At 66.1% G+C, this 13,640-nt stretch carries 11 protein-coding genes; 3 read left to right on the top strand and 8 right to left on the bottom strand.

Annotation, left to right across the window (positions count from 1 at the left end; translation table 11 throughout):
* Positions 1-27: 27 nt before the first annotated feature.
* The 5 genes from K8I61_12150 to K8I61_12130 form a co-directional block, all read right to left on the bottom strand.
* The gene (locus K8I61_12150; protein MBZ0272781.1) at positions 28-1,329 is read right to left on the bottom strand and encodes an acyltransferase; all 1,302 of its coding nucleotides are present in this window, start codon (positions 1,327-1,329) and stop codon (positions 28-30) included.
* A gap of 1 nt (position 1,330) precedes the next feature.
* The gene (locus K8I61_12145; GenBank protein MBZ0272780.1) at positions 1,331-2,527 is read right to left on the bottom strand and encodes a heparan-alpha-glucosaminide N-acetyltransferase domain-containing protein; all 1,197 of its coding nucleotides are present in this window, start codon (positions 2,525-2,527) and stop codon (positions 1,331-1,333) included.
* Between the two features lie 190 nt (positions 2,528-2,717).
* Positions 2,718-3,902 carry a hypothetical protein gene (locus tag K8I61_12140; GenBank protein MBZ0272779.1) on the bottom strand — a complete coding sequence of 395 codons (1,185 nt, stop codon included), beginning with the start codon at positions 3,900-3,902 and terminating at the stop codon, positions 2,718-2,720.
* Complete coding sequence (locus K8I61_12135) at positions 3,877-4,923, bottom strand: hypothetical protein (protein ID MBZ0272778.1); 1,047 nt, start codon at positions 4,921-4,923, stop codon at positions 3,877-3,879. The genes K8I61_12140 and K8I61_12135 overlap by 26 nt, the downstream gene beginning before the upstream one ends.
* Positions 4,924-4,942: 19 nt before the next feature.
* Positions 4,943-5,854: an alpha/beta hydrolase gene (locus K8I61_12130; GenBank protein ID MBZ0272777.1), complete on the bottom strand. Its 912-nt coding sequence runs from the start codon at positions 5,852-5,854 to the stop codon at positions 4,943-4,945.
* 11 nt (positions 5,855-5,865) lie between these two features.
* Here K8I61_12130 and queG point away from each other — a divergent pair, with 11 nt between their 5' ends.
* Entirely contained in the window at positions 5,866-7,032 is a 1,167-nt protein-coding gene (queG, locus tag K8I61_12125; protein ID MBZ0272776.1) for a tRNA epoxyqueuosine(34) reductase QueG, read from the top strand.
* 193 nt (positions 7,033-7,225) lie between these two features.
* On the opposite strand, the gene K8I61_12120 is transcribed toward queG, so the two are convergent.
* Both K8I61_12120 and K8I61_12115 read right to left on the bottom strand, forming a co-directional pair.
* Positions 7,226-8,407, bottom strand: coding sequence for an amidohydrolase (locus K8I61_12120; protein ID MBZ0272775.1), 1,182 nt, complete (start codon positions 8,405-8,407; stop codon positions 7,226-7,228).
* Positions 8,408-8,722: 315 nt separating this feature from the next.
* The gene (locus K8I61_12115) at positions 8,723-9,946 is read right to left on the bottom strand and encodes an SO_0444 family Cu/Zn efflux transporter (GenBank protein ID MBZ0272774.1); all 1,224 of its coding nucleotides are present in this window, start codon (positions 9,944-9,946) and stop codon (positions 8,723-8,725) included.
* A gap of 125 nt (positions 9,947-10,071) precedes the next feature.
* Between K8I61_12115 and K8I61_12110 the strand changes: the two genes are divergently transcribed.
* Together K8I61_12110 and K8I61_12105 are read left to right on the top strand one after the other, a co-directional pair.
* A complete protein-coding gene (locus K8I61_12110) occupies positions 10,072-11,106 on the top strand; it encodes a hypothetical protein (GenBank protein ID MBZ0272773.1) in 1,035 nt (344 codons plus the stop codon).
* A gap of 112 nt (positions 11,107-11,218) precedes the next feature.
* Positions 11,219-11,611 carry a Rid family detoxifying hydrolase gene (locus tag K8I61_12105; GenBank protein MBZ0272772.1) on the top strand — a complete coding sequence of 131 codons (393 nt, stop codon included), beginning with the start codon at positions 11,219-11,221 and terminating at the stop codon, positions 11,609-11,611.
* Between the two features lie 281 nt (positions 11,612-11,892).
* On the opposite strand, the gene K8I61_12100 is transcribed toward K8I61_12105, so the two are convergent.
* Entirely contained in the window at positions 11,893-13,638 is a 1,746-nt protein-coding gene (locus tag K8I61_12100; GenBank protein ID MBZ0272771.1) for a glycosyltransferase family 39 protein, read from the bottom strand.
* Positions 13,639-13,640 lie beyond the last annotated feature (2 nt).

Here is a 13,640-nt window from a genome sequence, read left to right as displayed (position 1 = left end):
CGGTCAGCGTTCGCCGGTCGCCGGTTTTCATCGCGCCGCCTCGGTCAACGGCGCTGGCCGCGGCGGACGTTTGCCGCGCAGCACGCCGCGCAGCGCGGGGAAAAACATCGCGAACGCGAACGACGCGGGGAATGACAGCCAGTGTGCCACGTGCACGTTCGCGTTCCCCGGCCACGAGGCGCCGTAGTGCAAAAGGCCGCTCGCAAGCGAGAATGTCGCCAGCGTGATGCCCCAGCGCCGCGCGTACGCGGGATCGTTCGCGCCCGCGTCGCGCCTGGCGGCAAGGCGCTTCACCGTCACGGTCACAAGCGCGAGCACGGCGGCAAGAACGGGAAACATCATGATCGGGCGGTTGAAGAAGATGACGAGGATTTCCATGAAAAGCCAATGCGAAATGAAAAACAGGAACGATTCGCGGCCGATCAGCTCAAACCACCGCGCCGCGCGCGAGCGGCCCCGATACCACCAACGCAGTCCCAGAAACAAGAGTCCCGCCGCGCCCAGGTAACGAAGCACGTAATCGCCCTTGCCGCGGAAGTAGAAGTCGATGAGGTTCCGCTCGATGAAAAACGGAACGAAAAACGACGCCGCGAACGACACGAAAAACAGCGCGGCGAGCGCCGCCGTCACTTTCGGCTTGGCCGCGTCGCGCGCGATCACCCCGCCCACGAGCGCGAATCCCGCCCACGGCAGCACGGAAAAATGCACGAAGAGGAAGCGATCCCAAATCGGCAGCGCGGTGAGATCGGCGAGGAACGCGAGGTAGCGCGCCATCAGGTCGCCGTGCGGATAATCCGGCCGCAAGCCCCGTTGAAACTCGAGCGAACTCACCGTGATGTGCCCGTGCGCGATGTCCGGCGGCGTCACGGTGTATCCGAAGGCGATGCCGAAAAGCAAAAGCGCGATCGCGATGATCGACCACGCGGGCCAGCCCCGGCGCAGCGGGATGTATGTCAGAAGCGCTGCCGCCGCGATGCCCTGGAAGATGTCCATCAACCCGACGGACATGCGGTTCAGGTTGTAGGCGACGGCCAGCCCCGCAAGCGCGACGTTCGTGACGAGATACGCGCGCGTCGGCCCAAAATCCGTCTTGCTCGCGTTCGCCTTCACGTAATGCCAGACGTTCAGTCCCGTCGCCATGAAAAACAGTGCCACCGACAACTCGCCGACGATGACAAGCGGATAGAACATCGGCGCGCGAAACGACGGCACGCCGACCTGAAATCCCACGTGGCCGTAAGCCATCAGAACGCACGCGAGCCCCTTGGCGAAATCGATGTCCGCCTCGCGCGAGGGCGCCGGCGGTTTTCTGGCGGCGTCCGTGCTCATCTCACGATGACGTTCGCCCGGACGCCGGCGCGTCCTTCGGCGGGACGATATGGGTCCAGCGCGCGCGCAGCTTCGCGCGCAGGTCGGGGAAGACGAACGCGAACGCGAACGCGGACGCGAACGCGAACAGGCGCGAGACGGGGAAGGCGCGCCCCGAAAGGACGACGCCGAACACGAACGTCACGAGCAGCACGGCCATCGCGCCGCCGACAAAACTCGCGCGCTTGCTGAAACGCTCGCGCAACCGCGCGAAAAGCGGCAGCGTCACCGCCGTCGCCGCGACGATGATCACGGCGCGCGTGTACATGCCGGACTTCGGCAAAAGGAAAAGCGACATGACGATGAGGAAAAAGTGCAGGATCAAAAACAGCAGCGATTCCAGCCCCGCGAACTCGAGCGCCCCGAGCAGACGGTTTTTCCCCGCGCCGCGATACAGGTGACGCATTACCAGGAAAATCAGCCCCGACGCCGCGCCGGTCTGCAGCACGTACCCCGGCACGCCGCGCAGCATGAGCTGGAACATGTCGCCGAAAAACGCCTGCGGAAGCAGGAAGGAGCCGGCGATCATCGCGACGAACAGCGCGCCGATCGCGATTTCTCCCTCGCGGGTGCGCGTGCGGTAGAGCGCCGCGCCGATGAGGAAAAACACAATCCAGGGAAACAGCGAGAAGTGCGCGAAGAGCTGTCGTTCCCAAAGCGGCATCGCGAGAATCGCCTCGCGCGTCGGCTCGAGATTCATCCGCACCGGCCAGTAGATCGCGTACGCGACGCCCGCGAGCACGAGATACACCCAGGCGGGCGGGGAGAACCGCGCGACGAGAAACAGCACGGCGGTGCAGATCGCGACGCCCTGAAAGATATCCGGCACGCCGAACAGGATCGACATGACCGAAAAGTTGTACGTGTAGCCGAGGAAAAACAGCACGGCCGCGCTCGCGAGGTAAAACGGCGTCATCGAAAAGCCGGGCTTGCCGCGGTTGCGGTCGACGAACGTCAGCACGTTCATGCCGGAGGCGACAAAGAACATCGGCCCGGAAAAATCCATGATGTAAAGGACGATCTTGTCGAACGCGGATAGCGACGGCAGCCCCGCCGGCAGTGCGCGCATCGCATGGCCGACGAGCATGAGGTAACAAGCCAGTCCCTTGAGCAGGTCGATTTCGTGATAGCGCTGGAAACGGGGTTCGAGGGTGGCCATGGGTTAGGAGGAGTGAGGATTGAGGATTGAGGACTGAGAGAAATCGCAAGGGCGCAATTGTGCTCGACGATTGGGCTGTGGTGGTCTGCGGCTCATCATCCGGAACGAAATATAGAACACCCGCACCGCGAACGGTATCGCCAAAGCATGGCTGCGATGGACTCGATCCTCAATCCTCGATCCTCGATCCTCAAGCCGACGCGTAGCGTCGGCGAAGCCGCTCGCGCAACCAGGGATGAAGAAACGCGAAAGCGTAGGCCGACGGGAACGCCACGAGCATCGCGGCGCCCGGGCCAAATCGCGCCATCACGAAAAGTCCCGCCACAAAACTTGCGCCAAGAAGCGTCGCCATCAACGCGACGCCGTGCCTTGTCGCCATCACCTTGTCGCGCAGGGCGGCGATCGAATGCAAAGTCGAAAACGAAACCACGAGAACGATGAGCGCGCGCAGCCACAGGTTGAGCCCGGCGCCGCGCGCCAGCAGAAGCAGCGCCAGCACGCCCAGGTGATGCACGAGGAACAAAAACGACTCGCGCCCGGCGTATTCGATAAGCCCGCGCGCGTGCCCCGGCTCGCCCGCCGGATAAATCCGCCGCAACGCGAACATCAAAAGCGCGGACGCCGACACGAAACGCATCGTGTAGGTGCCGCTGGCGCGCATCAGCATCTCGTATTTGTCGAGATACACCACCGGCCGCATCGCGATGTCGGAATAGACCAACATGGCCGCGAAAAACACGGCGAGCGCGACGAGCCACGCGCGCGATCGCACGCGGTAGAGCAGGGCGCCGATCACCACCATGCCCGCCCAGGGAAAAAACGCGAAGTGCAAAAACCAGAAACGCGCGACCCAGGGAAGCCGGCGGAACGCTTCCTCGGTCGGCGGAACCAGCGCGTGCGCCTGGCCCGAGATATTGAAAATGGCGTACGCCACGGCGAACAGCAGCCAATTTGGCGCGCCGGCGCGAAGCAACACGTACGTCAGCGCCGTGCCCATCGCGACGCCCTGAAAGATGTCCGGAACGCCCAGGTGCGCCGTGCCGAGCGCGAGCGCGTACGTGTAACCGAGGAAAAACAGCGCGGCAGCGTTGGCGAGATAAAAACGCGTCGCCGAAAAATCCTTGCGCTTTCCGTATCGCTCAAAAAACTGCAGCACGCCCACACCCGCGGCGACAAAAAAAATCACCGCGCCAATGTCGATCGTCAAAACGAAAAGTTGCGCGGCAAACGGCATCGGCGCGCCGCCGGCATCGGCGATCGTTTCCTGCACGCGCAGCGGATGGGCGAGCACCATCGCGACGCATCCCATCCCGCGCCAGAAGTCGATGTCGCCAAGGCGTGCGCGCGTTTTATCCGGCGGTGGCAAGGAGGCCATTGTCCCTCAAAAAGCGTGCGAGGTTTTCCGCGTACCACGGCATGACGTAAGCCGGCGGATGGATGTCCCGATACTCCCGCGCGCGGTCCTCGGCCGATAGCACGAGCGTCGGCACGCCGCCACGCCCGGCGTAGTCGTGATAGTTTTCGACGACGGACCCCGGCCCGACAAACACCGCTACGCGCACCTCCCGCGCGCGGGCCGCGGCGATAAGCGCGTCAAACCCCGCCAGTCCGCGCTCGTGGGAGTCGATCGTGCCGAGCCACCCTTCTTTTCGCTCGTACAAATAGGCCAGCAACGCCAGCCGGTAGAGCGCGACCTTCGACGCCAATGACACGTGATACGACGGCACCCGCGGGTCGTTTCCGTCGAACGTCCAGATCACACTCAGCAGATTCGGCAGCAACGCCGGATCGCGCGCAAGATACGGGGCCAGGCGCGATCCGCGCAGCATCGGGCGGGAATAAAAATTCGAGGGAGCGAAAAGGACAAGGTCCGGATCGTACTTTTCGAGTGCCTGCCGCCCGACGATCGCCATCTGTTCCGGCGCGTAACCCGGCGTGCCGAAGTTCCACACCTCGTAGCGCCCCGGCTCCATTTCGTTCAGGGCTTGTTCGAGCCGCGCCGGCCAGGCCTCCTCGTTGGAAAGGCCGAGGCCGTACACGTTCGATCCGCCGACGACGACGATGCGAAAGACGCCGCCGGGTTTTTCGGCCGCGTACTCCGGGCTTCGCGCGCCGAACCGGTTGATGGTGACGCGGCGCGATTTCTCGAGGATCGCCGAGCCCGGCTTGAGCCGATAGAAAAGATCCGGATCGGGATCGGCGACGTGCACCGCGAGGTCCGCATTCTGATAGAACATCAGCTTCTCGGCCACCAGGAGGTCAAGCTCGAGAGTGCGTGTGAGCAGTTCGGCGAACGCAAGGCCCGCGGCCGTGCCGATCGCGAGCGAGCCCACGACAAACAACACGCGACGCCCGACAACCGCGGATTGCAGAACGAATCGGTAGGGAAGCTTCATCGAACGCGCGCGGGCCGTATCACGGAGCCGACGCCGTGACCTTCTCCGCGAACTTCGCGAGAGCCTGCCCGTACGCCGGCCCGGCGACGATGGCCACGTCGTTGTGCCCCGCGCCCGGGAAGATCACGATATCCTTCGGCTCCTTCGCCGCGTCATGGAGCTTTTTCCCCTCGGAAACCGGGATCAATTCGTCCTCGTCGCCGTGCAGGACGAGCACCGGAGCGTCGATCCTGCCGATCCGCGCGGCGGAGTCGTAGCGCTCGCCGCCGGATATCGGCCCTTCCGGCAAAAAAGGAAACAGGCGCCGGGCGACCGCGGGGATCGACGTGAAGGTCGATTCGAGCACGACGCCCGCCACCTTGCGTTCGCTCGCCACCTTCGTCGTCACGCCGCCACCCAGCGACTTGCCGAAAACGATGATGTTTTCGCCCGACACGCCATTTTGCGTCAGCCACGCGTACGTCGCGAAGCCCGCGGCGTAGAGCGACTCCTCCGACGGCGTGCCGCGGCTTTTGCCGTAGCCGGGATAGTCCACAAGGAACAGGCCCGCGTTCATCGGCGCGAGATCCTCGCGGATAAGCGCCCATTCGAACACCGTCTGCGCGTTGCCGTGAAAAAACAGCACCGTGGGCCGGCCCGCGGGCGCCTTCCAGTAGAGGGCGTGCACCTCGCCGCCGCCATCGATCGGCACGAAGACCTCTTCGGCATCCCGCGCGTACGACGGCGGCGCAAGATCGCGCGCAAGGGGCGTGGGGTAATACAAAAACCGGCGGATGATGTTTGCGATCATGACCGAATCTTTGCCCTCGATGTCGCCGCTTGCCGCCGGCGGCTTTAACGTCCCGCAAGAAAAAGCGAGGATGGCGGCAAGAATCCCCGCGGCCGCCGCGACGACGGCGAACGAAACGCGCGCGCGGCGGGTCCCCAACATCGGCGCGGATTATGAACGAATCGACGAAGGATGACACGCTCACGCCGCTGGGGCGGCGGCTGGTCGAACGGGCGCCCGCCCACGGCTTTCCGCTCGCGGGCGTGCTCGACCTGGCGGCGGCGCGCGGCGCGCTTTCGCCGCACGTGGCGCGATACGAAGCGTTTCTGTCCGCCGGCCGCCACGGCGATATGCACTATCTGGCGCGCGGGCGCGACCGCCGCGCCGATCCCGCGCTTGTGTTTGAAAACGCGCGCGGCGTGCTGTGCGTCGCCGTGCCGTACGGCCCGGACGTTGACGAAAACCTGGGAGCGCAGGCGTCTCGCCTGCTTCGGAACCACCCGCTCCCTGACGGTCGCGGCTCTGATCGCGCCACCTACGCGCGTTATCTTCGCGGCGAGGATTATCACGCCGCGATCCCGCGCCGCCTCGAAGCGCTTTGCGCCGACGCCGCGCGCGATTTCGAATTCGCGTTCAAAATCTGCTGCGATACGAGCGCCGTGCTCGAACGATCGCTTGCGCACCTGGCCGGCCTCGGCTGGATCGGCAAGAACACCTGCCTCATCCATCCGCGCCTGGGCAGCTACCTTTTTCTCGCCGAGGCGCTCATCAGCGAGCCGACCGGCGGGATGCCCAAGCCGATGCGCGATCACTGCGGCACGTGCTCGGCATGCCTTTTGGCCTGCCCGACGGCCGCGTTTCCGCACGCGGGCGAGCTCGACGCGCGCCGGTGCTTGTCGTACTGGACACTCGAAACGCGCGGGAGTCTCGCGCTCGATCCGCGCGACGCACGCGCAATCGAAAACCGCGTCGCCGGCTGTGATGTCTGCCAGGAGGTGTGCCCGTTCAACGCGAAGCCGCGTCCCGATTTGTGGCCCGAGTGGCGCGACGCGAGCGCGGACGCGACGGCGCTTGTCGCCTGGCGGGAGCTGTTGACGGAGGACGACGCAGCCTATCGCGCGCGCGTGTCGCGCTCGGCGCTCGCGTGGGTGAAGCCGCACGCCTTTCGCCGCAATGTCGCGCTGGCGATCGCCGCGTGCGCGGACGATCTGGACGCGACGCAGCGCGCCGACCTTGCCGCCGCGGCCCGCACCGCGCTCGATCGCGAACGAAATGCCGCCGCGCGCGACGCGCTATCCAAAGCGATCGCCTCGCTGTCAGGGCCGCAAATGAAAATGTGATCGCGGCGTCAGGGCCGCGCGACGTCAGGGCCGCAAATGAAGGCCCCGCTCCGAGCGGGGCCGGAATGCGCGGTCGAGTTCGCCCCGGCATCCCCGGTATCGCGGTTTCTTGCCAAGGCGTGGCCGACCGCGCACTCCGGCCACGCCGCCGGCGTGGCCTGCGCTTGCGGCTCTGACATCGCCGGCGGGGGCGTTAGCCGACAAATTTCTCCGCCACACGCGCGAAGATCTCGACCCCCAGCGGCATGACGCGCTCGTCGAAATCGAACTCCGGGTGGTGGTGCGGCTTGTCGAGGCCGCGCGAGGGATCCGCGGACGTGAGGAAGAAAAAGCAGCCCGGCACTTTTTCGAGGAAATACGACATATCCTCGCCGCCGAGCGTCACCTCGGGCGGGCGCACGAAATCCGCCCCGGCCGCCTCGCGCGCGCAGGCGGCGACGAGTTCGGCCGCGCCGGTGTCGTTGACCGTGACGGGATATTGCGGAATCCACTCGAAGCGGTGCGTCGCGCCCATCGCGCGGCAGATGCCCGCGCCGATTTCCTCCACGCGCTTGGGCATGCGCGCGCGCAGGTCCGGATTCAGCGTACGCACCGTGCCGCGCAGGCGCACCTCGGGCGCGATGATGTTGAAGTTCGATCCGCCGCCGATCTGCCCCACGGTGACGACCGCGGCTTCGATGGGGTTCGTTTCGCGGCTGACGATCGTCTGCCACGCGGTGACGATGTGTGCTGCGACGACAATCGAATCGACGGTCTGGTGCGGCATCGCGCCGTGCCCGCCGCGCCCGACGACGGTGAAGACGAACTCGTCCACGCTTCCCATGATCGGCCCCGCCCCGACGCCGACAAACCCGGCCGGCGCGCCGTTCCAAAGGTGCAGCCCCACGGCCATATCGACCGTCGGGTTTTCGAGCGCACCGTCATCGATCATCGGTTTGGCGCCGCCGGGCCCTTCCTCCGCCGGCTGAAACAGCAGCTTGAGGTTGCCCGCGAACGTGCGCGTGGCCGCCCACTCGGCGAACGCGAGCAGGATCGACGTGTGCCCGTCGTGTCCGCAGGCGTGCATGCGCCCCGCGTTTCGCGAGCGATAGGGCGGCGTGCCGGCCTCGTCCATCGGCAGCGCGTCCATGTCCGCGCGCAGCGCCAGCGTTCGCTGGCCCTCGCGACCGCGCTTGACGCCGATCACGCCGGTTTTCGCGGCGCGTCGCGTCTCGTATCCAAGCTCGGTGAGCCGAGCGAGCACGATGCCGCCGGTGCGTTCTTCCTCGAAAGCGAGTTCCGGGTGCGCGTGCAGATCGCGGCGCGTTTCGACCATGCGCGGGTAGAGCGCGCGGATCTCGTCGCGGACGTTGCCGGGGATGTTGTCGTCGGTCATCGAATCGCCTTTCGCTGTTTCCGAATGGACCCTATGGACATCAATGACGGGATGGACTTGATGGACACGATAACGAGCGCCATTCGTGCCCGCGACCGTGCCCGCTTGCGGTGTCCGAGCCGCAAACGAAGTCGCCCCCGCTCCGAGCGGGGCGACGAAGTGCGCGGTTGAGTTCGCCCCGGCATCCCCGGCATCGCGGTTCCATGCCGGGGCGGTATCGACCACGCACTCCGGCCACGCCGCCGGCGTGGCCTGCGTTTGCGGCCCTGACATCGCCGGTGGCCTGCGTTTGCGGCCTGACATCGCCGGTCGTCGCTACCGGTCGCCAGTCGCCGCGCGCCGGTTGCCCGTTATCCATCGCCCGATCGCGGCAAAGTTTTCGCGCAACTCGCGAAGGCCCATGTTCGCCGCGCCGTGCGAAAAGCGCCACGCGGACAGCACGCCGAGCACCGCCGCGGACGCGGCCATCACCGCGCCCGCCGCGCCCTCGAAGTCACCGGCGAGCTTCGGCACGACCGACACGCCGATCGACGCAAGGGCGAAATCGAGCGCGAACCCCGCCGCCAGCGCGCCAAGCGCGATCGCCGCGAGGTAGACGCGGACGAATCCGCGGCCGAACACCCCGCGCAGCACGACGACGGTCGCCGCGTTGGTCGCCGGGCCGGACAGCAAGAACACGAGCGCCGCGCCCGGGCTGACGCCCTTGGCGACGAGCGCCGCGGCCACGGGCGTGCTCGCGGACGCGCACATATATAAAGGTATGCCCGCGGCGAGCATGACAAGGTACGACGCATGCCCGCCGCCCAGCCCGATTGAGGCAAGGTCGTTCGGAACAAGTACGGTGATGACGCCGGTCAGCAACAGGCCCGCGAACAGCCAGAAGAGGATGTCGTCGGCCACCTCGACAAAAGCGTAGCGCGCGCCCCGCCGCAAAAGCGAGCCAAAAGGCTCGACTCCCGGTTCCGTTTTTCGCGCGATCGCGTTTCGGATCGAGCGGCCCACGCCGGCGAATCCCACGCCGTCCGGCGATTTCGCGCCCGCCGTGTTGCAGACGGCCGAGTCGCAACACGCCGCCTCGATCGCCTTCTCGTCGATCTCCGGACCGGCCGGCGCGTCGCCCTCGCCGCGCGCGGGAAAGAACATCGCGAATACGCCCGCGAGCACGGCGGTGAAAAACGACGCGATCGGCCGCGCGATCGCCACAAACGGGCCGAGCATCCCCCACGTCAGCAGGATCGCGTCCGCGCTGGATTCGGGCGTCGTGATGAGAAACGACATCGTCGCCGGACGGCTCGCGCCTTTTCGCGACAACTCGATGCCGATCGGAACGACGCCGCAACTGCAGATCGGCAAAGGGATCCCGAACGCCGCCGCGCGCGCGACCGAGCCCATCCCGCCGCCGCCCAGGTGCCGCTCCACCGCGTGGCGCGATAGCGCGACGTGCAAAAGCCCCGCCCCGGCCAGCCCGAAAAGCAAGAACGGCGCGGCCAGCACATACGCGTCGAGGGTCGCCGAAAGAATGTCCAGGATGATGTTCATCGCTCTCGCCCGCCAGCATCGCGGCGCGCGATTCCGGGTGTCAAGCCGAAACCGCGCTTCGGGCAAGGGGGCGGGTCGCCCGCGACGGGCAATTTGGTTATTGTGCGGACCTTCGAGCGATACCCATGAAAAGCCCACCCGCGACAAACACGAAGCGCCGATCCGCCGCGAGCGCGTCGAAATCCGGCGCGACGCGCGGCCGGCGCCTTGCCGTCGCCGCCGCGATCATCGCCGCGATTCTGGCCGCGTTCGAGATCGCGCTTCGTCTTGCGGGCTATGACGTGCCGCCGCCGGGCCTGACGAACGACGGCACGCCCGTCGCCGGCAACGCCTACGAGCCGCGCAACACCTACCTCGATTCGCCGTTTTCCGGCGCGACATTCAATGTCGTCGTCGCCGGCGGCGCGTGGCCGTTCGGTCTCGGGCTGAAACGCGCCGAGACGTTTCCCGCGATTCTTGCGGGCAGACTCGAGACCGCGGAGATCGCCGCCCGTGTCGTCAACCTTTCGCATCCCGACCACACGAGCAACGACGTCGCCTCGCTGTTGCCGCGCGCGCTCGGGCGCTACAAGGCGGATCTGGCGATCGTCATGACCGGTTTGACGGACAGCGTTCCGGGGACGCTGCAACGGGAGTTTTTCGCTCGAAAGCCGCACTCGGCCGTGCCCGCGGCGCCGGGCGGGCTTGCGCTGGCGCGCCTTGCTTCGAACCTCGCCTTCGCGCTTGCGTTGAGCGCCAACGACATCGATCCGGAACGCGAACACGACGACGCGGTGCGCCAGCGTTCACTCACGCAGACGCAGTCCGCGCTTCTCGAGATCGGCGCGGCCGCCAAACGTGCCGGGGCGCCGCTGGTGTTCATCACGTACCCGCGCCTTGCCGCCCCCGGATGGGTGCATCCGCATTACCCGCTGTATCACCGCCGCAACTTCCTCGTGCGGACGGCCGCGACGAGTTTCGGCGCGCGACTCGTGGACCTTGAGATCCGCATCCCCAGGGAAAAGACGCCGCGCTATCTCGTGCCGTGGATGCGTTGGCCGCACCCGAACGCCGCCGCGCACGCCATGATTGCGGACGAACTTTGGCCGATCGTTCTCGCGCACGCGCGCACGCAAGCCTTTCGCCCGGAACCGGTTTCGCCGGACGGCGCGATGGACTAGAATTTGGCTGTTTCCACGGATTCGCGGATGACGCAGGCGGCTTGAGCGGCGAGGGGCGATCTTTCGTTCCCTTTCCACCTTTCTCCTTTCTCGTCTTGCTCGGGAGTCGTTCATGCACAAGAACGTGTTGCGCACGGTTCAGGCGCCGGAGGCGATCGGACCCTACAGCCAGGGCGTTCGTTCCGGGAATCTCGTCTTCACGTCGGGTCAGCTACCGATCGACCCGGCGACGGGCACAATCGCGGCGGACATCAAGACGCAGGCGCGGCAGGCGCTCGAAAACGTGGCGAGTGTCCTTGAAGCCGGTGGCAGCAATCTTCACGGCATCCTCAAGGTCACCGTTTTCCTGACGGACATGGCGGACTTCGCGGCGGTGAACGAGGTGTACGCGGCGTTTTTCGAGCACGCCGCGCCGTTTCCCGCGCGCAGCGCCGTTCAGGTGTCCGCGCTTCCCAAACCCGAGGCGAAAATCGAGATCGAGGCCATCGGCGTCGTCGCGCTGTGAAAAGTCTGAAAGTCCGGAAGTCCGGAAGTCTCGAAGTCTGGAACGTCGTCGCACGCGCTCGTCATCCTGAGGCGAGCGCAGCGAGCCGAAGGATCTGGCCCCGTCCCTGTCGGCGCGTGCCCGTCAACAGGGGCCGGGCAGATCCTTCGCTTCGCTCAGGATGACGACGCCTCGCACGCTTCACTCGTCATTCGTCGCCGGCCATTCGGCATTCGTCGCTCGCCACGCGTCACTTGCCGTTCGGCTCTCGACACTCGGCACTCCGCATTCAAAATTCCGGATTACCTCTCCGGCGCGGCGTCTGCCGCGGAGATGTGCGCCTGGAGAAAGTCGCGCCAGGGATCGCGTTCGGACCACGGGAGTTCCGGCGGCGGCGACGTCATGCGCGCGACGGCGAGGCGCTCGGCGCTTGCAAGGTGAAACCAGATGTCGCCAAGCACCAGCCCCGGTTCCACCGCGTGGAGAAATTTCTCCGGGATGACCCCAAGCGCCTTGGCGCGCAGCGCGTCGTCGTCGCGCGTCGAGGCCGCGACGCCCGTGCCGATGCCCAGGTGGCAATACGGACGCCACGTCTTCGGTAACACCTCGCATTTATCGACGGCGACGTTCAGGTGATCGATGTAAAACAGGCCGTACGTCGTTCCCGCGCCGTAGGCCATCTCCCGCCGGGCGAAAGGCGGCACCGCGGCGAGCCATTTGTTCATTTCCTCGGGCGCCCGCGCCCATTTTCGGCCGATCTCGCCGTAAATGACGCCGCGATCGTAGGCGTTGGAACGCAGCCGATCGAATTGCGGGCGCGAAAGATCGATGAACCGAAAGACGCCCGCGGCGCCGAACGCGACAAGAAACACGGTTAAAAGCGTCACCACGCGCGGCACGCGCTCGTACAGCAGGCCGCCGGCCACGGCGGCCCCCAGGATGAACATGGGATAGAGTTGAAAGATGTGCGCGTGGTTTTCCGCGTCCAGCCCCTGCCACGTCGCGGCGAAAAGGCCGTAGCCCGTCAGGATGTAAACCGCGCCGTACAGGGCGATGTAGACGACGGGCGTCATCGACGCGAGGCTCCGTTCGGCAAGGCCAAGGCGCGCCCGTGCGCGATAGAGCATGCGGCCCCAGGCCCGCAGCCGGCCGCGCGCCGCAACGACGATCGCGATGACGGCCGCCGTCAGGACGCCCTGATACGCGTAGCTGACGGCGCGGTCGATTGATTCGCGTCCGAAGCGAAAGTGCATGCCGGCCGCGAAATCGGACAAGACCAGATCGGCAAGGCGCGAAAGGACGCCCGGCTTTTGCCACGCCTCGGGATTCGTGTCGAACGCGTCGCTGATGCGATGCAGCCCCCAGAAGTGATGTGTCAGGTTGTAGGCGAACCAGGGCGAAAAACCGGCGATCGCGCACGCGATCGCGACCCATAAGCGGCGGTCGGCAAGCAGATTGCGCGTGGACAGGTGCCAGATCAAAAGGCACGCAAGCGGCGTGACGGCGTAGCCGTAATGGACCCACGTGCCGAAGCCCCATAGAAAGCCAAGCACCGCCGCGCGGCGCATCGTGCCGCGGTCCTCGAACAGGAAGTCGTGGAAGATGACGAGCGTCACCATGGTGAGCATCGCCGTCTCGGCGTAGTTGCCCCACGGCAAGCTCATGATTTGCACGACGGCGGGCACAGGCACGAGGTAAAGCGCCGCGGCGACAAGCGCCGCTCGGTCGCCGGCGATGCGGTCGGCCAGCAGGATGAGGCAAACACCAAGGACGAGCCCGGTGACGGTCGCCATGGCCTTGAGCGCAAGGTATTTGGGGCCGAGCACGACGAAAAACGGAATCGTCATCAATCCGAAAAAGAGCGTGCCGCCTTCGTAATCGCCCGGCTGGTATTCGAGAAGCGGCAGCGGCGGGCCGTCCATGACAAGCTTGCCGATGCTGCCCGTCTTGTATTCCTCCTCGTCGTAGACGTATTCGGAATACGACAGCACGAATCCGCGCGAAAGGACGAACAGCACCGCGAAGGCGATGAGAATGTTTCGCGTCATTC

The sequence above is a fragment of the bacterium genome (assembly GCA_019912885.1).
In the GTDB taxonomy this organism is placed as follows: domain Bacteria; phylum Lernaellota; class Lernaellaia; order JACKCT01; family JACKCT01; genus JAIOHV01.
This window is presented reverse-complemented; position numbering and strand designations above follow the sequence as displayed.

What these genes read in the sequence shown, in the direction of transcription:
- K8I61_12150 (MBZ0272781.1), bottom strand. Translation starts at nt 1,329, where the DNA reads ATGAGCACGGACGCCGCCAGAAAACCGCCGGCGCCCTCGCGCGAGGCG.
- K8I61_12145 (MBZ0272780.1), bottom strand. Translation starts at nt 2,527, where the DNA reads ATGGCCACCCTCGAACCCCGTTTCCAGCGCTATCACGAAATCGACCTG.
- K8I61_12140 (MBZ0272779.1), bottom strand. Translation starts at nt 3,902, where the DNA reads ATGGCCTCCTTGCCACCGCCGGATAAAACGCGCGCACGCCTTGGCGAC.
- K8I61_12135 (MBZ0272778.1), bottom strand. Translation starts at nt 4,923, where the DNA reads ATGAAGCTTCCCTACCGATTCGTTCTGCAATCCGCGGTTGTCGGGCGT.
- K8I61_12130 (MBZ0272777.1), bottom strand. Translation starts at nt 5,854, where the DNA reads ATGTTGGGGACCCGCCGCGCGCGCGTTTCGTTCGCCGTCGTCGCGGCG.
- queG (MBZ0272776.1), top strand. Translation starts at nt 5,866, where the DNA reads ATGAACGAATCGACGAAGGATGACACGCTCACGCCGCTGGGGCGGCGG.
- K8I61_12120 (MBZ0272775.1), bottom strand. Translation starts at nt 8,407, where the DNA reads ATGACCGACGACAACATCCCCGGCAACGTCCGCGACGAGATCCGCGCG.
- K8I61_12115 (MBZ0272774.1), bottom strand. Translation starts at nt 9,946, where the DNA reads ATGAACATCATCCTGGACATTCTTTCGGCGACCCTCGACGCGTATGTG.
- K8I61_12110 (MBZ0272773.1), top strand. Translation starts at nt 10,072, where the DNA reads ATGAAAAGCCCACCCGCGACAAACACGAAGCGCCGATCCGCCGCGAGC.
- K8I61_12105 (MBZ0272772.1), top strand. Translation starts at nt 11,219, where the DNA reads ATGCACAAGAACGTGTTGCGCACGGTTCAGGCGCCGGAGGCGATCGGA.
- K8I61_12100 (MBZ0272771.1), bottom strand. Translation starts at nt 13,638, where the DNA reads ATGACGCGAAACATTCTCATCGCCTTCGCGGTGCTGTTCGTCCTTTCG.